The sequence below is a fragment of the Candidatus Nanopelagicales bacterium genome, from assembly GCA_030700225.1.
Lineage (GTDB): Bacteria > Actinomycetota > Actinomycetes > S36-B12.
Genome location: JAUYJT010000078.1, coordinates 1 through 24339, shown reverse-complemented (window position 1 = coordinate 24339; position 24339 = coordinate 1). Strand labels below are relative to the sequence as shown.

The following is a 24339-nucleotide window of genomic DNA, read 5'->3' as shown; positions in this document are numbered from 1 at the left end:
CCTTGCGCTGACTCATGTTCAATCCCATGTCTGAGGGTGGCCCGACCCCAGGTAAGCCGACCTCGAAGACACGCTCTACGCGGGCACTTCCAAATGAGGCAACGACCCCACCTACGCGGGCATCTGGGATGAGTCAACGCGCTCAGTAGCTCAGAGTTAGCTTGCGGCTAGGCTCAGGAGCAGGTGAACGCAGGGCATCGGTTGCACGGATTGCGATCGATCTGCGAACGCGGGCGCGATCACGGACACCGGCGTGCCAACATGCCTCATGGCCTCTCGACCTCATCAGAGCGCAAGCGCCGACATTGAGCAGTCCCGCCGCTTGGTTACCCCGATCCCGGGCCCGGAGTCGTTGCGCCTGATGGCTCGCCGCAAGCTAGCGGTCACGAGCGCTGTTGTCGCTGCCCATCCGGTGTTCATCGAACGGGCCGGCGGCGGAATCCTGGTCGACCTCGACGGCAATCACCTGATCGATCTTGCATCCGGGATAGCGGTCACCAACGTCGGCAACGCGGCGCCGCCTGTCGTGGAGGCTGTTGCCGAGCAGGCCGCGAAGATCACGCATACGAGCTTCATGATCACCGGCTACGAGTCCTACGTCGACCTGTGCGAAGACCTGAACAGGATCACGCCCGGGGAGTTCGAGAAGCGCTCGGCTCTGTTCAACTCCGGCGCCGAGGCGGTTGAGAACGCGGTCAAGGTCGCGCGGTCATTCACCAGGCGCGACGCGGTGGTCGTGTTCGACAACGCTTACCACGGCCGCACGAATCTGACGATGGCGATGACCGCTAAGAGCATGCCGTTCAAGCGCGGTTTCGGGCCGTTCGCCCCCGAGGTGTACCGAGTCCCTGGCTCGTATCCGCTCCGCGACGGTCTGGACGGGGAACAGGCGGCCGCTCGCGCGATCGGGCTGATCGAGTCCCTGGTTGGCGCCGACCAGGTGGCGGCCGTCGTGTTCGAGCCGATCCTGGGCGAGGGTGGGTTCATCGTTCCGGCACCGGGTTTCCTACCGGCGCTGGCCGCGTGGGCGAGGGCGCACGGAGTCCTGCTGGTCGCCGATGAGATCCAGACGGGCTTCTGCCGGACGGGGGATTGGTTCGCGTGCGCAGCCGAAGGCGTGGAGCCTGATCTGATGGCGCTCGCCAAGGGCATAGCCGGGGGCCTTCCGGTGTCGGCTGTAACGGGCCGCGCCGACGTTATGGATTCAGTGCACACGGGGGGCTTGGGCGGGACATTCGGTGGCAGCCCGGTGGCCTGCGCTGCCGGTGTGGCAGCGATCAAGATGATGTCCGACCTGGACCTGGCTGGGCGCGCCCGCAGGATCGAAGTGGTCTGCAGGCCACGGTTGGAGGCCCTGGCCCGGGAGAGCCGGAGCATCGTGGATGTCCGGGGCCGGGGCGCGATGATGGCGATCGAATTGGCGAACCGGGATTCGTTGGAACCGCTTCACGCCCTGACCAAGCGAGTCGTCGACGCTTGCACAGCCGAGGGCGTGGTCTTGCTGATGGCTGGGACATGGGGCAACGTCATACGCCTGCTTCCGCCCTTGATCATCGGCGAGGACCTCCTGACCGAGGGGTTGGATGTCTTGTCGAGCGTTCTGCTTCGCCTGGAGTCGGGTGGCTGACCCACCGGCTGCGTGCCAATACGATGAGAACCTGGCGCTATGCGTCGGCGAGGGTGCGTGAGACCGGAGGCAGAGTTGTCCCAGATGCAGGTCCAGTGCGACGGGCAGGATGTCGCGTTGCCCGAGGATGGACGCGCGGCGGACCTAGCTGGCAACGACCGTGCCGTCGTGGTTGCCAGAGTGAATGGCGAGCTTGTCGACCTCGATCACGTCTTGGCGCCCGGTGACACCGTCGAGATGGTTCGCGTCGACTCCCCGGATGGGCTGCATGTTCTGCGCCACTCGGTCGCGCACGTCCTGGCCCAGGCTGTCCAGGAGCTGCATCCAGAGGCCAAGCTGGGCTTCGGTCCTCCGATCAGGGACGGCTTCTACTACGACTTCCGAGTTTCGCAACCATTCACAGCCGAGGATCTGGCGAAGATTCAGGCACGCACGGTGCAGATCCTGAAGTCCGGCCAGAAGTTCGGCCGCAGGGTGTTGACCGAAGACGAAGCCCGGAACGAGTTCGCCGATGAGCCCTTCAAGCTTTGGCTGATCGGCCGCGAGGGAGGAGCGGAGGAAGCAGCCGACCTCGGCGCCGAGACTGGCGGCAAGGACCTGACCGTCTACGACAGCATCGACCCGCGCACGGGAGAGCGGACTTGGGGCGACATGTGCCGCGGACCTCACGTGCCGACCACGCGCCACATCCCCTCCAACGCAGTGAAGCTGATGCGGTCGTCAGCCGCCTACTGGCTGGGAGACGATAGCAACGAGCAACTGCAGCGCATCTACGGCACAGCTTGGCCGGACAAGGCGCAGCTTCGCGCCTACGAGACCTTCTTGGAGGAGGCCGCCCGGCGGGACCACCGCCGCCTCGGCGCGGAACTCGACCTGTTCTCCTTCCCTGAGGAGGTTGGGTCCGGGCTGCCCGTTTTCCATCCCAAGGGCGGTGTTGTTCGGCGCGTCATGGAGGACTACTCGCGCAAGCGTCACCAGGAGGGCGGCTACGAGTTTGTCACGACGCCCCACCTGTCGAAGGCGGAGCTGTTCAACCTCTCCGGACACCTTCAGTGGTACCGGGAGAGCATGTATCCGCCGATGGAATTGGACGCCGAATACGCCGCCGACGGCCATGTCAAGCGAGCTCCGCAGCAGTACTACCTGAAGCCGATGAACTGCCCGATGCACAACCTGATCTACCGGTCCAGGGGCCGTTCGTACCGCGAATTGCCGCTGCGACTGTTCGAGTTCGGGACCGTCTACCGGTACGAGAAGTCGGGCGTGGTGCAGGGTCTTACCCGGGCACGGGGCTTCACACAGGACGACGCGCACATCTACTGCACGAAAGAGCAGATGCACGCCGAGCTGGACTCCCTGCTGGAGTTCGTACTCGATCTGCTGCGCGACTTCGGGCTCGCGGACTTCTACCTGGAGCTGTCCACCCGGGATCCGGACAAGAGCGTCGGAAGTGAGGCTGACTGGGCCGAGGCCACCCAGTACCTGCGTGAGGCAGGGGAACGGCAGGGCCTCGAACTCGTCATGGACGAAGGAGGCGCCGCGTTCTACGGCCCGAAGATCAGCGTCCAGACCAAGGACGCGATCGGGCGGACCTGGCAGATGTCGACCATCCAGGTCGACTTCCAGTTGCCACTGCGGTTCGATCTGGAGTACACGGCCGCTGACGGGTCCCGGCAACAGCCGGTGATGATCCACCGGGCGCTTTTCGGATCGATGGAACGGTTCTTCGCCGTGCTCCTTGAGCACTACGCGGGTGCCTTCCCCGCGTGGCTGGCGCCAGTTCAGGTCGTCTGTATTCCCATCGCCGACCAGCATGTGCGGCACCTGGAAGAAGTCGCGTCACGGCTGCGGGGGCTTGGGGTTCGCGTCGAGGTGGACGACGGCTCGGACCGCATGCAGAAGAAGATCCGCAATGCCCAGCGCCAGAAGGTGCCGTACATGTTGCTCGCGGGGGATGATGATGTGGCCGCCGTTGCCGTGTCCTTCAGGTACCGAAGCGGCGATCAGAAGAACGGGGTACCTATCCCGGAAGCAGTCGCCGAAATAGCCGACGCTGTGTCAGAACACCGCCGCGCCGTTTGAGCCTTGGGAGTCCACTTGGCCGAGGAAGACCCGGAAGTGCCGCACCGGGATCCGGTGGCGGAGGCGCTGATGAGCGACGGGATGGAACGGCTCTGGACTCCGCATCGCATGGAGTACATCCAGGGCGAGGGGAAACCGCCCAACGACGAGGCGGGGGATGAATGCCCCTTCTGCCGCGTCCCCGGACTTGACGACGCCGAAGGCCTGATCGTCGCGCGCGGGGCGACCGCGTACGCGGTGCTCAATCTCTACCCCTACAACACCGGTCACCTGTTGGTTTGCACCTACAGGCATGTAGCCGACTACATCGACCTGACTTCGGTCGAAGCGGCAGAGCTGGCCTCGCTGGTCCAGAAATCCATCGTGGCGCTGCGCAGGGCGATGGCTCCGGACGGATTCAACATAGGAATGAACCAGGGCCCCATCTCCGGCGCCGGGATCGCGGCCCATCTGCATCAACACGTGATACCGCGCTGGCTGGGCGACTCGAACTTCATGCCCCTAGTGGCCCGCACGAAGGTCCTGCCGCAGGATCTGCCCGAGACCCGACGACGCCTGGCCGACTGCTGGGACTAACGGAATCGCCGATGCGGTCCATACGTAGAATCCCTGCCCGCTTGTGGCTAGGCTGCGATTGGTCGAGCTCTTCTTCGATTTCGGAGGAATAATGAAACGTCGTACAGCTGTGCTCGCGGTCTCTGCCGCCAGTGGTCTCGCGGTGTCATTGATGGCGTTGCCGGCGGTAGCGGAACCGACCGTCTCGCCCACGGCCTTGGCCGGGACCGTCGTGAAGAAATCGGACCTTCTGCCCTGGTTCCCCAAGACCAAGACCGTCAGGGCTCCAGGGCCGGGTACCGGTGATGAACGCATCCGTACTCAGGAGATCTGCTTCAAGACCGCTGACAAGGCCCTGAACCTGAAGAAGCTGCCGAAGCGCCAGGCTTGGTCGGAGATGTTCACCAACCGCCTCGGGACCCGGGGAATGTTGTCGCTGATGGCCCAGTACAAGAGCAAGGCCAAGGCGAAGGAGAGGATGCAGGCGGTCAGGGCCAAGCTGGCTAGCTGCCCCCCCGTGATCGCGACGGTCGATTCGACGATCACTCAGTCCGCAGTCGGATTGGGTTCGGTCTACGGGGGCAAGGGGATCGGCATATACGCGTCTCTTGACATGGGCGGCGACGATCCGCAAGAGTCGATCGAGTATCTCGTCATCCGGCGTATGGGCCGCGCGCTCGCCTTCACGTGGTTCACATATGTGAATACGTGGGCCGCCGGTCCGCCCACCACTGTGCCCGCGAAGGCGCGAAGTGCCACGGAGTACCTGTCGGTTGTGGTCGCGTCTCGGTACGACGCAGTCAAGTAGGGGTCTTCAATCAAGGAGGAATAATGAAACGTCGTACAGCTGTGCTCGCGGTCTCTGCCGCTAGTGGTCTGGCGGTGTCGTTGATGGCATTGCCGGCGGGGGCGGAGTCGAGTGTCTCGCCCACGACTCTGGCCGGGACCGTCGTGAAGAAATCGGACCTTCTGCCCTGGTTCCCCAAGACCAAGACCGTTAGGGCTCCAGGGCCGGGTACCGGAGAAGACCGGATCGAATCACAAGGGATCTGCTTCAAGACATCTGACAAGATCCTGAGCCTGAACAAGCTGCCGAAGCGCCAGGCCTGGTCGGACATGAGGATGGGCGCTCCCGACACTCGGGGCATGTTGTCGCTGATTGTCCAGTACAAGACCAAGGCCAAGGCCAAGGAGAGGATGCAGGCGGTCAGGGCCAAGCTGGCTAGCTGCCCCGCCGTGATCGCGCTGGCCGGGGAGGCCACAATCACTCAGGGCAACGCGGGCTTGGGGTCGGTCTACCACGGCCAGGGAATCGGCATCTACACCACGATCGACAATGTGGGTACCGGGCCGGACTCGATTACGTACGTGGCTGTTCGGCGGACGGGTCGTGGGCTCGCCTTCACCCGGTTCTCGCGCATGAAGGCCTGGGCCGCGGGTCCGCCCGCTGCTGTGCCCGCGAAGGCGCGCAGTGCCACGGAGTACCTGTCGGTCCTTGTCGCTTCGCGGTACAACGCAGTTACGTAGGCAAGCTCCTAGATGACGGTCCTGATGCTGTAGGCGAGTGCTGGTATCAGGGCCTGAAGCTGCGGATTTCTGGCTGAGTCATCGCGGCACGTACAATCAACGCGTGCTTCGACAACGGGGGGTGCCGGTGAAGTCTAGGTCCGTCGTACTTGCGGTCACTGTTGGTGGACTCGTCTTCTCGTTGCTTCAACTGCCAGCTCAGGCGGAATCGAGCATTTCCCTGAGGACCTTGGCTGGAACCGTGGTGCACAGGACTGATGTTCTGCCGTGGTTCCCCAAAGCGAAGACCGCGAGAGCCCCAGGGCCCGCGACCGGCGCGGACCGGAGTCCACGGAAGCTGATCTGCGGGAAGAGTCCCAGCAGGTTACTCAGCTTGAAGCTGCCTCGGAGGCAGGCTACCTCGGCGATCAACGCGGGTCTGCGGCGCCCGGAGGGCATCTCGTCCTTGGTAGCTGAGTACGGCTCGAGGGCGAAGGCGCGGCGGGGCATGCGCGCGATCAAGGCCAAGCTGGCTGCCTGCCCGGGCTTGATCGAGTCGGGGGGTTTCACGATCACCCAGACCAACACTCGCCTGGGTTCGCTCTACGGCAGACGGGGCATCGGCATGTCGACGGCGATGGCGGGATTGTATGACGGTGAGGGTGGGCAGAATCTGCTCATCTACACAGTCGTTCGGCGGACCGGCAGAGCGCTCGCCTTCACCGAGTTCTTCCGGCAGAAGGACTGGCCATCCGGTCCGCCAGCGGTTCCACGCGCCAAGACGCGCCGAATGGTGAACCGCCTGTCGATCGTGGTGGCGTCGCGCTACGCAGCCTTTTCATAGGGGGCATCCAGCGGGTGATCCGTCCAGCCGGATCTCGATGATCCCGGCGACATCCCTGGTGGCGTAGCTTCCCAGGCACACATCGGGGTCCAGAAGTGCCCGACCTGAGCGCAGGTCGAAGACCTGTTTGTGCATGGGGGAGGTCACAGTCGTGAGCGCGCCGCTGGTTCCAACGATTCCGCGAGACATCACGTTCGCGCCGCTGTACGGGTCCCGGTTGCCCACGGCGAAGACCTGACCCCCGCTCATGCGGAAGATCGCGAGCTGCCTCCCTCCGAGCATGACTGCAACTCCGCGCTCGACCGCAAGCAGGGCTGCGCGGCACACAGGAATCCACGCTTCTTCGCGCTCCCTTGTCATCTCATCCACGATGGTTCCCTTCACGCCTCGGCTGGATGCTTCTGCTGCCGCCGCAGCGCGTAGCGAAGGTCTGGGTCCGGAGTGTCCGGTTCATTGATGAATGAGGTGAAGAACGCCAGCTTGTGAGGATCGGCCAGCGTCGCCCGCCACTCGTCGACGTAGGTGTCAACGTGCTGCATCATCGCTGCTTCGAGGTCCGCGCAGACGCCGGAAGTGTCATCGATGATGACCCGGCGCAGGTAGTGGATTCCGCCGTCCAAATCCTCAAGCCAGGCAGCCGTGCGTTGCAGACGGTCGGCGGTGCGCACGTAGAACATCAGGAACCGGTCGATGAGACGGACAAGCGTTTCGTCGTCGAGATCCTCGGCGAGGAGTTGGGCGTGTCGGGGTGTGTTGCCTCCATTCCCGCAGACGTAGAGGTTCCACCCGCGGTCGGAAGCGATGACTCCAACGTCCTTGCTCCTGGCTTCGGCGCATTCGCGGGCGCAGCCCGACACCGCGAGTTTCACCTTGTGCGGGGCGCGCAGGCCCCGGTATCTGAGTTCAAGGGCAGTGGCCATTCCGGCTGAGTCCCGTATTCCGAAGCGGCACCACGTCGATCCGACGCAGGACTTGACCGTGCGCACCGCCTTGCCGTAGGCATGGCCCGATTCGAATCCGGAGTCAACCAGCCGCTTCCAGATGAGTGGAAGCTGCTCGATCCGTGCTCCGAACACGTCGATCCTCTGGCCTCCGGTGATCTTGGTATACAGGTCGAACTGCGCGGCGACATCCGCGATCACGCGCAGCTTCGCGGGCGTGATCTCACCTCCGGGAATCCGGGGGACGACGGAGTAGGTGCCGTCCTTCTGGATGTTGGCCATCACGAAGTCATTCGTGTCCTGCAGCGCGGCGTTCTCTCCGTCCAGGACATGGCCGCGCCCGAGACTCGACAGGATCGACGCGCAGACCGGCTTGCAGATGTCGCAGCCCCGGCCCGTGCCGTGCATTGTGATGATTTCGGTGAAGGTCGCGTGTCCGTGAATGCGCACCATGTCGAACAGCTCAGCCCGCGGCATCGCGAAGTGCTCGCACATGGCGCGCGACACGGTCAGCCCGGCCGCCTCCATCTCGTTGTTCAGGATTCGCTTGGCGAGCGGGAGGCACGATCCGCACCCTGTCCCCGCCCGGGTTGAGGCTTTCAGGGCTGCCAGGTCATGGTGGCCGTCACGTACCGCCTGTCGGAGCTGACCGGCTGAGACGTTGTGGCATGTGCAGATGATGGCGGAGTCGCCGAGAGCGCCGTCCACGTCGGCACTCCCCGTGACCAGCTCAATGGGGCTAGCTGTGAGCTTGGCACCTACTTGAGCCCGCAGCACCGCGTAGTCGTTTGCGTTGCCGACCAGGATCCCGCCGAGCAGATTCTGGGCGTCATCAGACAGGACCAGCTTGCGGTAGATGCCAGCCACTGGATCCGCGAGAACCACCTCGAGCGACCCGTGAACTTCGGCGAAGGCGTCGCCGAAGCTCGCGACGTCGACGCCGACCAGCTTGAGCTTGGTTGACGTGTCGATCTCATCGAGTTCGTTGTGTCCCCCCAGCATCTGGTCGACAGCCACCTCGGCCATCGTGTTGGCTGGCGCGAGGAGACCGAAACACTGCTGCTGCCAACTCGCGCACTCGCCCACGGCATAGATGCTCGGGTCACTTGTCCGGCACGCGGAGTCGATGACGATCCCTCCCCGCTCACCGATCCGCAGACCCGAGTTGCGCGCGACGTCATCGCGCGGGCGCACTCCAGTGGCGAAGATGACCACCCCAGCGGGCAAGGAAGTACCGTCCGACAGCGTGACCGAGCGAACTCGACCCCTTGAGTTCGAGTCGATTCGATCAGCGGCCACGCCGGTACGGATCTCGACACCGAGGGCAGTGATCAACCGGCGCAGTGCCTCGCCGCCGCCAGCGTCGACTTGCGTCGCCATCAGACGCTCAGCGAACTCGATGACTGTGACCCGCAGGCCCAGGGCGAGCAGCGCCCCGGCGGCTTCCAGGCCCAGCAGGCCACCTCCGATCACGCATGGCCTGGGCGACCCTGTGCCCTGCCATACCTCCGCCGACGATCACGAGCCGCTGTGTGGCGCGTCTTCCCGCAGAGGCAGGGGCGTTCCGTCGACGCGGCGACTCGCGTGCGGCCATGCGCCTAGCTTCCGCCGGGTTCGTTGCGCGACTGTTTCACCTTCGTGTCGGCGCGCGAAACTTTGACGCATCGAGGAAGGTTCCTGGCTTGTTGAGGAGGGCGGCTCAGTCCTCGTCGCAGCAGACGAGCTCCCCTCCCCAGGCTTCCCGGCCCTCCATGACCGCGAATGCCGCGATGACGAAACCGGCGGCGGGGTCGAGCCAGATCCATCCGAACGCGGCGTAGGTGAGCAGGCCGACGAACGTCGACACGCTCAGCAACGCGCAGAGCCGGGTCTCGGCGGCCTCGGCGACAACGAGGTGCGAGTTCATTTCCAGGCCTGCCTTGCGCTTGGCGTGAGCGAGCCACGGCATGACGATGATCGATGCGCCGGTCAGCGCGATGCCGACCCAGCTGGTGTCAGGCTTGTCGCCAGCGAGCAGCTCCCGCGTTCCTTCGACGGCTACGTAGCCGGCCAGCGCGAAGAACGTCAGAGCGACGAACTTCAGCGCGCGCCGTTCCTTGGCTTCGTCCGGATGCCCGCCTCGGATCTCAGCAACCAGCCTAGTGAGCACGACGGCGCCGGCGGCCACCTCGATCACGGAGTCGACCCCGAATCCGATCAACGACACGGCCCCTGCCGCCACACCGAAGAGGACCGCGATCACGCCCTCGATCACGTTGTAGGCGATCGTCGCCCGGACGTAGCGCACTGCCCGGCGCGCGGCCGCTCCCTTCGCCGCCGGGTGTGCCTCGGAGCTCATCGTCCGCGTGCGTCCGAGCCGGACGTTCCGCACAGATCGACCGCGTAGCCGGTCTCGGCTAGCAGCTGCTCGGCGGCATGCAGTAGGGCGGGTAGCTCGGGACGGGTCAGCGAGTGCACAGACGCTCGCCCCATTGGCTGGGCGTCGACCAACCCACATTCGCGCAAGCACGCCAGATGCGCTGAAACGGTGGATTGCGCCAGGCCAAGCTGCGAAACGAGATCGGTTACGCGCATGGGGCCGTTGTCCGCGAGGCGCTGGATGATCGCCAGTCGGGCCGGGTCTCCCAGGGACCGGAACAGCGCGACGGCCGCTGAATTGGACATCGCGTCCCTCGCGGGAGTCCTGTCACCTTGGCTCAGAATCGTCACGCACCGATAGTATCGTCAGTGGCCGATTGGTTCTACTGGGTTCTGGGCACCGACCGCTCCTCGGATGCGGGAGCCGCATCCTGGTCAGGTCAGAACTGGCCCATGAACTTGAGCACGGAGATTCCGAGTATCGCGGCGACAACGGCAACCCGGGCAACTCGTGAACCAGGAGTGAGGACGGGCCAGGCCAGTGCTGACAGCCACGCCACGAATGACCCGATCACGGCCAGAAGGAATCCAGCGAGTGGGGACCAGGATTCGCTCAGGCCCAGCCCGGCCAGGAGCATCAGCCCGAGCAAGACCCCCAGAAGCCAGCGCGGAGTCGCGTGCAGCCGGATGAGCATCGGCGCGCTCGCACGCTCCAGCCGCTTGCGAGCGTGTGACTGGCGCTGGGGAATGACAGCCTGCGGGCGGCGCACCGTCTTCGTGGCGCTTGAGGCAGAGACGCGCGCTGGGCCACGGTTGCGACCACTGACGGACTGACGCTTGCGGCTCTTCTTGCGGGATTGGGACACTGAAGCTCCTCCGGTGGCTTGTGACCCATCGTCCCCCATGCGAGGGAATTCGCCAAAGCTGGACCGCGACCTGGTGAGGCCGACCCCATCCGCCGTCGCCGATGCCCTGCGCTCGGCGCCTTGCCCCCGCTGCGTTTGCGGCCGTTCCTGACAAACGCGACCGTTAGGGTACAGACGCGCCCGATACAACGGGCGTTTCTTTCGGTAGCGGCCGCTTCTGTCGTGAGCGGCGGCGAGTGCTCGGGATACCCACAGAGCGGTGCTACCCAGTCGGCGCCGAGTCTGGGAACAGGCATGATGGCCTGGTGATCACCCTCTTGCGCTACCGGCAGCCGGATGCGGCCGTTCTGGGAGAGCCTGAGTGGCGGCCGCGTTTGACCGCGGTTCTGGATGCCGTGGCCGGGAGTGCTGGCTTCTCTGGGGGCTGGATCGGCAGGAATCCTGACGATCCGCGGGAGTGGCTTGTCGCTGTCCATTGGGTCGACGCGGGATCGATGAGGCGAGGTCTTGGGGGGTTTGAGGCGAAGCTCGCTTTGGGTCCGCTCGAGGGATTCGCGGCGCCTGGCGCTGGAGTGTTCGAGATCCTCCAGTCCGACGAGGATGGTCGCCGCACGGTTGTGCGAAGCGAGAGAGCAGCGGACGCGGATAGCAGCGGGCCGGGCTGATCGCGCCCTGCCTTACCCTGGAGTGACACCCGGCCGTCAGCCCCGGAGTGCCGCCGACAACCAGCCGGAGTGGAGATCTCGTGGTCGATCGTGTTGAAGCCGTCGTCAACCTGTGCAAGCGCCGGGGGTTCGTGTTCGCCTCAAGCGAGATCTACGGAGGGACTCGCTCCGCCTGGGACTACGGGCCGCTCGGAGTCGAGCTGAAGGAGAACATCCGTCGTCAGTGGTGGCAGGCGGTTGTTCGCGGGCGTGATGACGTTGTGGGGATCGATTCGTCGGTCATCCTCGCCCCGCAGGTCTGGGTCGCTTCTGGGCACGTGGCCGAATTCGTTGATCCGCTGACCGAATGCCGCTCATGCCACAAGCGATACCGTGCCGACCAGCTTCTGGAGACGTTCGAAGAGCGCAAGGGACGGCCCGCCTCCGGTCTGGACGAGATCCCGTGCCCGAACTGCGGAAACAAGGGGGACTTCACCGAGCCCCGGGACTTCAACGGGCTACTCCGGACCAGCATCGGGCCGGTCGAGGAGGAGGGGTCTGTACATTACCTGCGGCCGGAAACCGCGCAGGGGATCTTCGTCAACTACAAGAACGTGGCCGAAAGCGCCCGGATGAAGCCGCCGTTCGGTATCGCCCAGACCGGCAAGTCGTTCCGCAATGAGATCACTCCGGGGAACTTCATCTTCCGGACGCGCGAGTTCGAGCAGATGGAGATGGAGTTCTTCGTTCAGCCTGGCACCGATGAGGAGTGGCATGAGGATTGGATCCAGGAGCGGCGCGACTGGTATGTCGACCTCGGCATCAAGTCGGAGAACCTGCGCCTGTACGAGCATCCTGCGGAGAAGCTCTCCCACTACTCGAAGAGGACTGTGGACCTGGAGTACAAGTTTCAGTTCGCGGGCAGCGAGTGGGCCGAGCTGGAGGGGATCGCGAACCGTACGGACTTCGATCTGCGCACGCACAGCGAACACTCGGGCACGGATCTGTCCTTCTTCGATCAGGAGACCGGGGAGCGCTGGACTCCGTACGTGATCGAGCCCGCCGCTGGTCTGACGAGAGCGGTTCTGGCGTTTCTTCTCGACGCCTACGACGTTGACGAGGCGCCGAACACCAAGGGCGGAACCGACCGCCGCACGGTACTGCGGTTCGACCCACGAATCGCGCCTGTGAAGGTGGCGATTCTGCCGCTATCTCGGAACCCGGAGTTGTCGCCGCGCGCTCGCCAGCTCGCCGCCTCGCTGCGGGCGCGTTGGAATGTCGAGTTCGATGACGCCGGGGCGATCGGCCGCCGCTACCGTCGCCAGGACGAGATCGGCACTCCGTACTGCGTCACCGTGGACTTCGAGACGTTGACCGACGAGGCCGTTACGGTCCGGGAACGCGATTCGATGTCGCAGGAGCGCATCCCGCTGGCCAGTATCGAAGCGTTTCTCGCGACGCGGCTTCCGTGCTAAGCGCGGTGCCTGCGCAGGCCACGGAGTAGGGCAACTCCACGGTTCCGACCACAACGTCGACCTTTCTCGCCAACGTCGGCTTGAGGCCGAGGTTTCCGGCGCCGATGGCTTGTTCATGAAGTGGTTCGTCGTTTCAGTGGCGGTGGTTGTCGCCGCGGCCGGAGCCGCTGCCGGAGCCGCAGCTGGGCCCGGTACGGCTGCGGACGTACAGGAACTAGCCCCGTCTGGCATCCACCCGCGCTCGCGCACTGCCAATGGCCCCGAAGTCGCCTCGGTGCGGCCGCGCCGAGTCGAGATCGGGGAGCGGCTGATCATCAAGGCCGGCAGCAGGATCGGACGGGAAGCCGACGTACGCGTCGTGTTCTCGAACAGAGCAGGCAAGCACGTGCGAGCCCCGGCAGTGCGCGAGGCCGCCAGGCGCGTGTCGGTTTGGATACCCAAGCGGGTGCGGCGTGTGATGCGATCGGTGGGTGGGGAACGCAAGGCAACTCGGCTGAGAGTGAGGCTCGTGGTCAATGGCAAGCGCGGAGATTGGAGTAAGCGTGCGCGCTCTCCGGTCATCGCTCCTCGCTCGGCGCAGTCCGGGCGCACGGTCCTGCGCAGGTCGGATTTCGCGTATCTGGGGGCGTTCAGGATGCCGACGGAGGCCTGCGGGTGGCCCACCGCCTACGCCAGCGCCGGATTGGCGCTGCGCAGGGTCAATGGCCAATTGCGCTTCTTCTCCGGGACTCACGTGTACAGCGGTGGCCTGATCTTCGAAGCGGGCTTCCCTGGCGTGTCGAAGGATGCGGGCAGCTGGCCCGTGGCTCCCGTCATTGCTGAGCCATGCGATGTGTATCAGGGGCGGAAGCGCCTGGGCAACGCCGCCGAACCGCTGGAGGGCGACAACTGGACGCACGGGCTGTTCTTCGATTCCCGGACGAGTCGGCTCTACTGGAGCTTCGGTCACGTCTACAACGCGGACGTGAGCAACGATCACGTCTTCGGCTACTCCGACTACTCCGGGGGAACGATCTCAGCGCGAGGTCCGTGGCGAACCAACGATGGAAACGCGACCCACGCCCAGCGCGTCCGCGGGGGAACCCTGGCAATCCCGAAGACGTTCGCGGACCGTCACTTGGGTGGCAGGGACCTCGGCGTGGGTTTCGGTGGCTACTACTCGATCATCGGCGAGGGGAGCATGGGGCCAACCCTGTACGCGATCAACGCTCCGTCGGGAAATGGCGGCGTTTTCAAACCCCTGCCGCTGCTGGTGCATCCGGCGGCGGTGGAACGCTCCGACGACTGGGCAGTGCGTCCTACGAACTACTGGGTCGAGCCGTCGCTGTACTGGGGGCGCAGTCCAGAAGGCAGGCGAGGATTCTGGGCGCCGGGTGACTCGATCGAAGGTGCGGCGATCTGGATCAACGAACCTGGGCGAAAGGGAGTGATCTTCTTCGCGGAGCTGAACCTCGGTCGAATCGCCTACGAGAACGGCGGAATCCAGACCGGGGGCTACGAGCCCTACTGGTACGTCTACGACCCCTCCGATCTCGCGGACGTGGCCCGGGGTCGCGACAAGCCCTGGGATGTGCGGCCCGTCCAGATCGCGAAAGTGACGTATCCGGCGACCGGCGCGGCGCAGGGAGCCGACACCGGCGCCGTCCGAAGAATCACGGGCGCGGCATACGACTCGCAGACACGCACCTTGTATCTGCAGCAGTTGAACGGGTATCAGGGCGACTGGGATCAGTACCCGGTGGTTCACGCATTCCGCATGCGGTCCAACTGAGCCGTCACGGCGATGCCGGACAATGGCCGCATGAAGTTGCCGCTGGTGGTCGGAGGCGTTGTCGTAGATCCGCCCGTTGTGCTCGCTCCGATGGCCGGGGTAACGAATCTGGCGTTCAGGCGTCTGTGCCGCGAGCAGGGGGCGGGACTGTTCGTCTCGGAAATGGTGACGGCTCGGGCACTCGTTGAGGATGACCCAAAGAGCCGGAGGCTGATGACGTTCGGACATGAAGAGCGGCCCAGATCGCTGCAGCTGTACTCGACCGACCCTGGAGTCATGGCGCGGGCAGTCACGCGGATCAGGGAACAGGACTTGGCAGATCACGTCGACCTGAACTTCGGATGTCCAGCGCGCAAGGTGACACGCAAAGGTGGAGGTGCTGCCCTGCCGTGGAAGTCCGACCTGTTCCGCCAGGTCGTGTCGTCCGCTGTCGACGCTGCCCGCGGCCGGTTCCCGGTATCGGTCAAGATGCGCATGGGCATCGACTCCCAGCACCTGACGTACCTGGAGGCAGGGCGCGTAGCCGCCGAATCTGGGGTCGCCTGGGTCGCGCTTCACGCCAGAACCGCGGAGCAGTACTACGGTGGGCGGGCTGACTGGGAGGCGATCGCCCGGCTCAAGGAACTGCTGGCGCCGACCGGCACACCGGTGCTCGGCAATGGCGATATCTGGAGCGCGGCAGACGCGCTGGCCGTCATGGAGCAAACCGGTTGCGACGGTGTCGTCATCGGCCGGGGGTGTCTTGGCCGACCATGGTTGTTCGGTCAGCTCTCAGACGCTTTCGCTGGGCTCCCAGTTCGCCCGGACCCGGATTTGGCTGAGGTCGTCGCCATGTACCGTCGTCACGCCGAGCTACTGATGGCCTACTTCGGGGAGCACGTCGGGTCCCGTGAGATCCGCAAGCACCACGCGTGGTACTTCAAGGGGTTCCGGGTGAGCGGGGGAATCCGGCAGGGCCTGGGGATGGTCGAGTCCCTGGCCGACGTGGATCGCATGATCGCCGGAATTGACACTGACCAGTCCGCCAGACTTGCCAGCGGGCGTCGAGGTCGCAGCTCGGGTGCGCGCCGGGTCATCCTGCCGGAAGGTTGGCTCGAATCCAGAACCGCGTAAGACGGGGTCGGGCGGCATCGCGGCGCCGTCTTTGCAAGTATGGGCGACAACCGACAAAAGGATGGCGAGAATGACCCCCAAAGCAGGCAAGTCCGGACCTGTGAAGCCAGTCGATGGCAAGTACGTCTATCCCTTCTCCGAGGGCGGCAAGGAACTCAAGGACCTGCTGGGAGGCAAGGGCGCGAATCTTGCCGAGATGGCCAGGCTGGGGATTCCGGTCCCGCACGGCTTCACCATCACTACTGATGCCTGCCGCGTGTACTTGGCCAGCGGGGACGAACCGCCCGAGATGACCGCGCAGGTTCGTGAAGCGCTCAAGCACTTGGAGAAGCAGGTCGGCCGCAAGCTCGGCGACGCTGATGATCCCCTGCTGGTGTCGGTTCGCTCGGGAGCGAAGTTCTCGATGCCGGGCATGATGGAGACCGTTTTGGACATTGGCCTGAACGACGAAAGCGTCGTCGGTCTGGCGCGACAGGCCGGCAACGAGCACTTCGCCTGGGACTCGTACCGGCGCTTGATGCAGATGTTCGGCAAGACTGTCCTGGGCATCGACGGATCGAAGTTCGAGGCCGCTCTGGAGAAGTCCAAGCGGGCGTCCGGAGCTGTCGCGGACATCGATATACCCGTGGAAGAGCTACGCGTCTTGGTCGGCAACTACCGCGGCATCGTGAAGCAGGAGACTGGTTCGGACTTCCCGCAGGAGCCGATGGTGCAGTTGGACATGGCCATCCGCGCGGTGTTCGACTCCTGGAACACCGATCGGGCGCGGCTCTACCGGCGTCAGGAGCGCATCCCGCACGGACTGGGTACCGCTGTCAACGTTCAGATGATGGCTTTCGGCAACGTTGGCGAAGGTTCCGGTACAGGAGTGGCCTTCACGCGTGACCCGGGTTCGGGCGCTCGCGGGATCTACGGTGACTACTTGCCCGACGCCCAAGGCGAGGACGTTGTCGCCGGTATCCGCAACACGCTGCCTTTGTCGGCTCTGGGTGATACCGACCCCAAGAGCTACCAGGACTTGATGAACATCATGAAGAAACTGGAGGAGCACTACCAGGATCTCTGCGACATCGAGTTCACCGTTGAGCGCGGCAAACTGTGGATGCTGCAGACGCGGGTCGGCAAGCGTACGGCTGGAGCCGCCTTCAAGATCGCTATCCAGCTCGTGGACGAGGGCTTGATAGACATGGACGAGGCAGTCCGAAGAGTCGCTGGCGCCCAGCTGGCACAGCTGATGTTCCCGCGATTCGATCGCTCCGGTGAGATCACGTTCCTAACCAAGGGCATGAACGCGTCTCCGGGCGCGGCCGTCGGCGGAATCGTGTTCACCACGCTGGACGCTGTAGCCGCCGCCGCTGAAGGCAAGGCCGTGATCTTGGTTCGGCGGGAGACCAACCCCGATGACCTAGCCGGGATGGTGGCCTCGCGGGGTGTGCTGACTTCGCGCGGCGGCAAGACATCCCACGCGGCGGTGGTAGCGCGGGGAATGGGCAAGACCGCGGTCTGCGGCGCTGACGAGCTGGACATCAACACCGAAGAGAAGTTCCTGACCCTCCCCGATGGACGAGTACTGCGCGAGGGCGACGTAGTCAGCATCGACGGGTCGACGGGAGAGGTGTTCCTGGGTGAGGTGCCAGTCATGCCGTCGGCAGTGGTGACGTACTTCGATTCCGGCATCGACGACGCCCTGATTGGAGTTGACGAAGACACTGTCGAACTGGTCATGGCCGTCGACAGGATCATGCGTCACGCCGATGAGGTCCGGCGAATGTTTGTCAGGGCTAACGCTGACACCCCGGACGACGCGGCTCGGTCGCGGCGCATGGGGGCGCAGGGGATTGGTCTGTGCCGGACCGAGCACATGTTCCTCGGCGAGCGAAAGATGATCGTTCAGCGTCTGATCCTGGCGGAGGGCGCGGAGGCGCAGAAAGCCGCGCTGGACGAGCTGCTGCCGTTGCAGCGCCAGGACTTCATCCAGATCCTGGAGGCGATGGACGGGCGCCCGGTCACGATCCGACTTCTGGACCCGCCGCTGCACGAGTTCCTGCCCGACCTGACCGAGCTGTCAGTCGAGATCGCGCATAAAGAGGAGCATGGGGGGCCCACGAAGCGTGAAGTGAAGCTACTGGCCGCTGTCCGCAAGATGCATGAGCAGAACCCGATGCTGGGCTTGCGCGGCGTAAGGCTAGGGCTGATACTTCCGGGGTTGTTCGCCCTGCAGGTCCGGGCGATCGCGGAGGCCGCCTGCTACCGGGAGCGCCTGGGTGGAGATCCACGACCCGAAATCATGATTCCGCTCGTAGGGTCGATCCAGGAGCTGGATCTGATTGCCGAGGAAGCCAAGGCCGTTGTGGCTGAAGTGACCGCGAGTCACGATTGCACCCTGAAGTTCCCGCTCGGGACGATGATCGAGCTGCCAAGAGCTGCTCTGACCGCTGGGCAGATAGCAGAGTCCGCCGAGTTCTTCTCGTTCGGCACGAACGACCTGACTCAGACGACATGGGGATTCAGTCGGGACGATGTCGAGGCGAATTTCTTCAGCGTGTACCTGGACAGAGGAGTCTTCGGAGTCTCGCCATTCGAGTCACTTGACACCGAGGGCGTCGGCCGACTTGTCAAGATGGCGGTGGAGGAAGGGCGAGCGGTTCGCCCGGACCTGCACCTCGGCGTGTGCGGAGAACATGGCGGCGATCCCGCCAGCATCCACTTCTTCCATGATGTGGGGTTGGACTACGTGTCCTGCTCGCCGTTCCGTGTGCCTGTGGCGCGACTCGAAGCCGCCCGGGCATCGCTGGGTGTCGCGTCGGCCGATACCAGGTAGCGTCCCGGGTCTTGGTTCCGCGCGACTAGTCGGGGACACTTGGGTTGTGTCCCTAGCGACTGGTCGGCCGCGGTCGGAGCAACTGGGCGCGCCGAATCGCGAACGGGGAGGTCATGTGATGGTTCGCGGGCTCGTCGCTGCCGGTGTCGCCGTGGCTCTGGTGGCGGCCCTTGCGATCGGCAGTGTGGTGTCCGCTGCCCGTACTGATGATCACGCGCACACTGACGCGATTGTCGTTCTGGGCGCGTCTCAGTACTGGGGAACGCCGTCACCGGTCTTCGCGAACCGGCTAGATCACGCCAGGGAGTTGTTCAAGGAGGGGGTTGCTCCCATGATTGTCACCGTCGGTGGCGGAATCCCTGGGGACAAGACGACTGAGGCCGAGGCTGGCGCGGACTACCTTGTCCGGTCTGGTGTGCCGGGGGCTGCTGTCACCGCTGTCGCGGTGGGCTCAGACACGATTACCTCGCTGGAGGCCGTAGCGCAGCGGGCCACCAAGAAGGGCTGGACGACAGTGACTTTGGTGTCCGATAGGGCGCATCTGGGGCGTTCCCGAGCCATCGCCGAAGCTGTTGGCTTCGATGAAGCTAGAGTCAGCGGCCCCGCATCGGGGGATGGTTCGAATCTCGGATTCGACTACGTGCTCAGGGAGGCGGGCGGACAGCTCAGGTTCTACGCATGGGACCGATGGATGATCGACTCGCCACGCCAAGCGCCCGCCAGCAAGTGACGCCAGACTCTACGCCGACAGTTCAGGCGGGATACGAGGCGCGCGACCGGTCGCGATGGGTCTCTGAAACTCCAAAGCCCTCAGGTCGCTCTGATTTTGCCCGAGACCGCGCCCGAGTGCTGCATTGCTCGGCGCTTCGGCGACTGGCGGCGAAGACGCAGGTGCTTGTGGCCGGGGAATCCGACGTGCCGCGAACGCGACTTACTCACTCGCTGGAGGTCGCGCAGGTCGCGCGTGAGCTGGGAGCCGCGCTGGGCTGTGACCCCGACCTTGTAGACGTCGCCGGGCTGGCCCATGACCTCGGTCACCCTCCGTTCGGGCACAACGGTGAGGCGGCGCTGGATAGGCTCGGGGCCACGTGCGGCGGGTTCGAAGGCAACGCCCAGACGTTCCGCGTATTGACCAGGTTGGAAGCCAAGGTACTCGGGCACAGTGGAAGCGCGGGTCTGAATCTGACGAGGGCCGCGCTGGATGCGACCGCGAAATACCCCTGGCCCAGGCCCGGCGACGGCGGCAAGTTCGGGGTCTACCCGGAGGACATGGCCGTCTTCGAGTGGATGAGGCAGGAGGCACCTGAGCGGACTCCTTGCGTAGAGGCTCAGGTGATGGACTGGGCGGACGACGTGGCGTACTCGGTTCACGACGTGGACGACGCCATCCAGTTGGGCCATCTGCGCCCAGAGGCGTTGTCCAGCGCTGATGAACGCGCCCGCGTCGTAGACCTCGCCCGTCTGTGGTACATACCGGAGGCGGCTCACGATGAGCTTCTTGAAGCGCTGGAGCGACTGCGCGGCCTGCCTTGCTGGGTGGGGGCATTCGACGGTTCGATGCGCTGCCTGGCTGGTGTGAAGGCGATGACGAGTGAACTGATCGGGCGCTTCAGCGTGGCCGCCGAGGCTGCCACACGTGAGCGGTGGGGGCCGGGACCGTTGACTCGCTACCAGGCGTCGCTGGAGGTTCCATGGTCGTCGAGACTCGAAGTGGCGGTCATGAAGGCTGTCGCCGCCCACTACGTGATGTGCCGCGACGGGGCGGAGGCGATCTACCGTCAACAGGGGAAGGTGATCGAGGAGGTCGTGCATGCGCTGGGTCGCCGGGAGGGCAGGGATCTCGAGCCCTGGCTGCGGCCGCTTTGGGACTTCGCTCCCGACGACAACGCGCGCTTACGTGTAGTTGTCGACCAGGTGGCAAGTCTGACGGACACGTCGCTGTTGTCCTGGCACCGTAGGATCGCGACATGAAGGGGCGGATCCGAGCCGAGGACATAGCGGAGGTCCGCGACCGGGTGCGGATAGACGAGGTCGTATCCGAGCATGTGACGTTGCGCAGTGCCGGTGGCGGCTCGATGAAGGGGCTGTGCCCGTTTCACGAAGAACGGACGCCGAGCTTCCACGTAACCGCCAGCAAGGGCTTGTATCACTGCTTCGGCTGCGGCACTGGTGGTGACGTGGTCGATTTCCTGATGGCTGTCGATCACCTGGCTTTTGCCGAGGCGGTAGAGAAACTTGCTGGCCGGGTCGGGCTGGTTCTGCGCTATGAAGGCGGTTCAGCCGCAGGACAAACTGGCACCCCCAGAAGCCGACTGGTCGCCGTCAACGCGGCCACCAACCGATTCTTCCAGGGCAAGCTCGGCGACCGCGATGCGTCGGTGGCGCGGCAGTTGTTGTCTGACCGGGGATTTCCTGATGAGGCGTGGGACCGTTTCGGGCTCGGCTACGCGCCGCGGCAGGGCTTGGTCGCTCATCTGAGGTCGGAGTTCTCAGACAACGAGATCGTCGAGTCCGGTGTCGCGGGTCGCGGAGACCGGGGTCTATACGATCGCTTCCGCGATCGTCTGGTTTGGCCGATCCGTGACGTTTCCGGCGATGTCGTCGGTTTCGGGGCGAGGCGACTCGGCGATGACGGGCCGAAGTACCTGAACACTTCCGAAACTCCCCTGTACAAGAAGAGCCAGGTGCTCTACGGGCTGTTCGAGGCGAAGAAGGCCATCGCGCGTTCCCAGAGGGTCGTAGTTGTTGAGGGCTACACGGATGTCATGGCATGCCAGCTGGCTGGAGTGGACACCGCTGTCGCGACGTGCGGCACGGCCTTTGGGTCCGGGCACGTGAAGATACTGCGCCGACTGCTCATGGACGACAGTCGCGCTGAAGTCGTCTTCACGTTCGACGGTGACGAGGCTGGCCAGGCAGCCGCCCAGAAGGCGTACGCCGAAGACCAGAGTTTCGCGGCGAAGATGCTCGTGGCAGTCGCGGCTGAGGGGCTGGATCCCTGCGATCTGCGCCTGACTCACGGCGACGAGGCCGTCCGAGACCTGATCGAGCATCGTGTTCCGCTGTTCGAGTTCGTCCTGCGCCGGACCCTGTCGGGGTTGGATCTAGGCAGCGCCGAAGGGCGGGCGGCTGGGTTGAGGGCCGTTGCACCTGTCATCGGGGGTATCAAGGACGAGATGCTGCGCCCGGAATACGCGCGGGAAGTCGCTGGTTGGCTCGGCGTTGAACCCGAGCGGGTCCTGGCGGCGGTTCGGTCGTCCGCGCGGGGTCGTGACACGGACCGAGAGGCGGGACGGGATCAGCGTTCGTATGGCTCGCTGGGCTCGCCGGGCAACTCGGTGTCCGAGTGGACTGACGCCCGCGTTGAACGGGAAGCGTTGAAGCTCCTCCTGCAGTTCCCGGACCTGGTAGGGGACTGGAGAGCCTCCGTCACACCTTCTTGCTTCACCAGCGATACGCCCAAGGCGCTACTCGCTGCCATCCAGTCCGCGGACGAGGGTGGCGACTTGACCGAGGCCCAGAGGGTGCGTTCTGTCCTTGAATCTTGCGCTGACGACGGGGAACGAGCCTTGGTCAGGGCGCTTTCGACTGAGGCTGTGGCTGGCGTCAGCGAGCGATACGCCGTGGGAATCATGGCCAATCTCTTGGAGCGGTCGGTCGCTCGGGACGTGGCGGATCTGCGATCCGAGTTGGACGATCCTGAGCGCACGTCACAGGTGCTGGGAGACTTGCTGCGCTTGGAGCAGTACCGGCGTGAACTTCGACGCCATTGGGCCGGGGTCGATTAGCGCGTGGGCGGGGATGGAGTCCCGAGACCCTACGTGTCGGCAGTCCCGCTGTGTTGCCCGGTCGGCGGTATCCTCAGCGAGGCAGGGGCGGTAGCTCAGTTGGTCAGAGCAGCGGACTCATAATCCGCCGGTCGTGGGTCCACGGTGGTGACTGGCGGCAGTTTGCCGCCGAGGCCGTCGTAGAGGTCCTGCACGGTCACATCGAGCGCGTCGGCGACGTTGGCGAGGTCCGCCGCGTGCAGCCCCGTGTGTAGCCGCCGGTACAGAGTCGCTGCTGGCATACCCACAGAGCTCGCGAGCTGAGTCACGGTTTCACCCCGTGCGCTGAGTAGAGCCTTGATCGTGCGGCTGATGCGTAGGTCCACCATATCCATCGTCTGAGTGCTCATGTCCAATATCTTGACACGCTAGCGCATCTATCGTCAATCACCCGGCGTGGCGTATTGACGTTTCCCAGAAGTGCGAATAAGTTCGCGCCGTGACACCGAATCAGCGCCTAGCGCAACTCCTCCTCGGCACGCCACTCGACCAATGGCTATCAACCAAACGGACCAGCGGCACACCCTGGCGGGCCATCGCCCGCGACCTCTACACCGCCACCAACGGGCAGATCGACATGAGCCACGAAACCATCCGCATCTGGTGCGCGTCCCTCCTACCCGACGAGGCCGCGTCGTGATTCCGGCGAGGCTCGCCAAATACGTCCAGGTGAACGACTCCGAGTGCTGGATCTGGATGGGCACCGTCAACTCGCGCGGCTACGGCAGCGTGACGAACGGGCATGGCAAGTCGATGCTCGCCCATCGCGGCGCCTGGGAATTCGTGAACGGGCCGATCCCCGACGGGTTGACAGTGAATCACAAGTGCTTCCAGAAGCGGTGCTTGAACACCGAGCACATGGAGTTGTTGACGGCTGGGGAGAACACAGCGCATGCGAGGCGCGCGATCCGGTGTTGCCCCGCTGGGCATGACTACACGCCGGAGAACACCCGGGTGAACGCGGCGGGGCATCGGTCCTGCCGCGAATGCGCTAATGCCCAGCGCGCAGCAGCACGCTTCGCGGCCGCGCTCAACATCCCCACCGCCACCCTCCTACCCGACGAGGCCGCGTCGTGAACACCACGACCGCTGCCCTCTCACACCTGATCGCCCTCCTCGAACAGCCGTGCCACATCGACTGGGATGCCCGGGATTGTCGCGATCACGGCAGCCAACGCGATGTCGATCCTCTCAAGCCGGTCAACCGCGTGCCCCACGTTGATGAGGATCTGCTCAACGGCGGACTGCCAATCGTCCAGGGGTTCGCGTCGCGTGCGCATCAGTGTCTCGCTGATGTGTTTCTCAAACTCAAGTCGCGGTTCCATCTCCGCGATGGTGGCAGTGGGAACGCCGAGGTGTCGCGGTGACGACTATGTACCTGCCCCCGAGATCAGTGACCGCCGACGAGACGCCCCAGCCGATCGCGGACGCGGTGACGTTCGCCAACGAGCTTCGGCCGTTGACGGTGGAGGAGTTCGCGGAGCTGCGGAGCAAGATCGAGGCGGGGGGGCAGCGACTCCCGATTGATGTTGATCAGCATGGCCGTGTGCTGGATGGGCATCACCGTTTGCGTGTTTGTGTCGAGTTGGGGCTCCCGCCGGTGACGCGGCTGGTTGTGGTGGCGGACGATGCGGACGCCCTCGCGCATGCTCGGGAGTCGAATGAGGCGCGTCGCCAGTTGACGCGTGAGGAGAAGCGGGAGTCGTTGAAGCGGTCGCTCATCGCGGACCCTGCGTTGTCGGATCGGCAGCACGCCGCGAAGACCGGGGTTGATCACAAGACGGCGAGTGCGGTTCGAGCGGAGCTTTCTCCGACTGGGGAAATTCCCCAGTCGGAGAATCGCGTGGGCGCTGATGGTCGCGCGCGACCCGTGTCACGACTGAAGGCGGCGGCGAGGCGTGAAGCCGTC

23 protein-coding genes and 1 tRNA gene are annotated in these 24339 nt (G+C 64.8%); 18 read left to right on the top strand and 6 right to left on the bottom strand.

Annotated elements, in window-relative coordinates; genetic code table 11:
• Positions 1–268 precede the first annotated feature (268 nt).
• The 6 genes from gabT (at position 269) to Q8P38_12250 (ending at position 6614) form a co-directional block, all read left to right on the top strand.
• Positions 269–1627 carry a 4-aminobutyrate--2-oxoglutarate transaminase gene (gene gabT, locus Q8P38_12275; protein MDP4015375.1) on the top strand — a complete coding sequence of 453 codons (1359 nt, stop codon included), beginning with the start codon at positions 269–271 and terminating at the stop codon, positions 1625–1627.
• A gap of 57 nt (positions 1628–1684) precedes the next feature.
• Positions 1685–3709: a threonine--tRNA ligase gene (gene thrS / locus Q8P38_12270; protein MDP4015374.1), complete on the top strand. Its 2025-nt coding sequence runs from the start codon at positions 1685–1687 to the stop codon at positions 3707–3709.
• Positions 3710–3724: 15 nt separating this feature from the next.
• A complete protein-coding gene (locus tag Q8P38_12265; GenBank protein MDP4015373.1) occupies positions 3725–4285 on the top strand; it encodes an HIT domain-containing protein in 561 nt (186 codons plus the stop codon).
• A gap of 91 nt (positions 4286–4376) precedes the next feature.
• Complete coding sequence (locus Q8P38_12260; GenBank protein ID MDP4015372.1) at positions 4377–5072, top strand: hypothetical protein; 696 nt, start codon at positions 4377–4379, stop codon at positions 5070–5072.
• Positions 5073–5095: 23 nt separating this feature from the next.
• Entirely contained in the window at positions 5096–5791 is a 696-nt protein-coding gene (locus Q8P38_12255; GenBank protein ID MDP4015371.1) for a hypothetical protein, read from the top strand.
• A gap of 127 nt (positions 5792–5918) precedes the next feature.
• Positions 5919–6614, top strand: coding sequence for a hypothetical protein (locus tag Q8P38_12250; GenBank protein MDP4015370.1), 696 nt, complete (start codon positions 5919–5921; stop codon positions 6612–6614).
• Here the strand turns inward: Q8P38_12250 and nirD are convergent.
• The 5 genes from nirD to Q8P38_12225 form a co-directional block, all read right to left on the bottom strand.
• On the bottom strand, positions 6609–6974 hold the full coding sequence (nirD, locus tag Q8P38_12245; GenBank protein ID MDP4015369.1) for a nitrite reductase small subunit NirD: 366 nt from the start codon (positions 6972–6974) through the stop codon (positions 6609–6611). The two genes, Q8P38_12250 and nirD, sit on opposite strands and share 6 nt — an antisense overlap.
• Positions 6975–6994: 20 nt before the next feature.
• Entirely contained in the window at positions 6995–9028 is a 2034-nt protein-coding gene (nirB, locus tag Q8P38_12240; GenBank protein ID MDP4015368.1) for a nitrite reductase large subunit NirB, read from the bottom strand.
• A 226-nt stretch (positions 9029–9254) separates the two neighbouring features.
• Positions 9255–9893 carry a cation transporter gene (locus Q8P38_12235; protein MDP4015367.1) on the bottom strand — a complete coding sequence of 213 codons (639 nt, stop codon included), beginning with the start codon at positions 9891–9893 and terminating at the stop codon, positions 9255–9257.
• Positions 9890–10264, bottom strand: a complete 375-nt coding sequence (locus Q8P38_12230; protein ID MDP4015366.1) for a metalloregulator ArsR/SmtB family transcription factor — start codon at positions 10262–10264, stop codon at positions 9890–9892. Before Q8P38_12230 ends, Q8P38_12235 begins: the two co-directional genes overlap by 4 nt.
• 89 nt (positions 10265–10353) lie before the next feature.
• Positions 10354–10779, bottom strand: a complete 426-nt coding sequence (locus Q8P38_12225; protein ID MDP4015365.1) for a hypothetical protein — start codon at positions 10777–10779, stop codon at positions 10354–10356.
• A gap of 305 nt (positions 10780–11084) precedes the next feature.
• Between Q8P38_12225 and Q8P38_12220 the strand changes: the two genes are divergently transcribed.
• The 11 genes from Q8P38_12220 (at position 11085) to Q8P38_12170 (ending at position 23507) form a co-directional block, all read left to right on the top strand.
• The gene (locus Q8P38_12220) at positions 11085–11444 is read left to right on the top strand and encodes a hypothetical protein (GenBank protein MDP4015364.1); all 360 of its coding nucleotides are present in this window, start codon (positions 11085–11087) and stop codon (positions 11442–11444) included.
• A gap of 80 nt (positions 11445–11524) precedes the next feature.
• Complete coding sequence (locus tag Q8P38_12215; GenBank protein MDP4015363.1) at positions 11525–12898, top strand: glycine--tRNA ligase; 1374 nt, start codon at positions 11525–11527, stop codon at positions 12896–12898.
• A 115-nt stretch (positions 12899–13013) separates the two neighbouring features.
• Positions 13014–14669 carry a hypothetical protein gene (locus tag Q8P38_12210; protein ID MDP4015362.1) on the top strand — a complete coding sequence of 552 codons (1656 nt, stop codon included), beginning with the start codon at positions 13014–13016 and terminating at the stop codon, positions 14667–14669.
• Between the two features lie 30 nt (positions 14670–14699).
• The gene (gene dusB / locus Q8P38_12205) at positions 14700–15782 is read left to right on the top strand and encodes a tRNA dihydrouridine synthase DusB (GenBank protein MDP4015361.1); all 1083 of its coding nucleotides are present in this window, start codon (positions 14700–14702) and stop codon (positions 15780–15782) included.
• 70 nt (positions 15783–15852) lie between these two features.
• Positions 15853–18603: a pyruvate, phosphate dikinase gene (gene ppdK, locus Q8P38_12200; GenBank protein ID MDP4015360.1), complete on the top strand. Its 2751-nt coding sequence runs from the start codon at positions 15853–15855 to the stop codon at positions 18601–18603.
• A 118-nt stretch (positions 18604–18721) separates the two neighbouring features.
• Positions 18722–19333 (top strand): YdcF family protein, encoded by a 612-nt coding sequence (locus Q8P38_12195; protein MDP4015359.1) that lies wholly within the window; start codon positions 18722–18724, stop codon positions 19331–19333.
• Positions 19282–20574, top strand: a complete 1293-nt coding sequence (locus Q8P38_12190) for a deoxyguanosinetriphosphate triphosphohydrolase (GenBank protein MDP4015358.1) — start codon at positions 19282–19284, stop codon at positions 20572–20574. The genes Q8P38_12195 and Q8P38_12190 overlap by 52 nt, the downstream gene beginning before the upstream one ends.
• Positions 20571–22391 carry a DNA primase gene (gene dnaG / locus Q8P38_12185; protein ID MDP4015357.1) on the top strand — a complete coding sequence of 607 codons (1821 nt, stop codon included), beginning with the start codon at positions 20571–20573 and terminating at the stop codon, positions 22389–22391. Before Q8P38_12190 ends, dnaG begins: the two co-directional genes overlap by 4 nt.
• 86 nt (positions 22392–22477) lie before the next feature.
• Positions 22478–22568, top strand: a tRNA-Ile gene (locus Q8P38_12180).
• 301 nt (positions 22569–22869) lie between these two features.
• Positions 22870–23070 (top strand): hypothetical protein, encoded by a 201-nt coding sequence (locus Q8P38_12175; protein MDP4015356.1) that lies wholly within the window; start codon positions 22870–22872, stop codon positions 23068–23070.
• The gene (locus tag Q8P38_12170) at positions 23067–23507 is read left to right on the top strand and encodes an HNH endonuclease signature motif containing protein (protein ID MDP4015355.1); all 441 of its coding nucleotides are present in this window, start codon (positions 23067–23069) and stop codon (positions 23505–23507) included. Before Q8P38_12175 ends, Q8P38_12170 begins: the two co-directional genes overlap by 4 nt.
• Positions 23508–23527: 20 nt before the next feature.
• On the opposite strand, the gene Q8P38_12165 is transcribed toward Q8P38_12170, so the two are convergent.
• The gene (locus Q8P38_12165; GenBank protein ID MDP4015354.1) at positions 23528–23755 is read right to left on the bottom strand and encodes a hypothetical protein; all 228 of its coding nucleotides are present in this window, start codon (positions 23753–23755) and stop codon (positions 23528–23530) included.
• Positions 23756–23802: 47 nt separating this feature from the next.
• Here Q8P38_12165 and Q8P38_12160 point away from each other — a divergent pair.
• The coding region (locus Q8P38_12160; protein MDP4015353.1) for a ParB N-terminal domain-containing protein at positions 23803–24339 on the top strand (537 nt) is incomplete at its 3' end.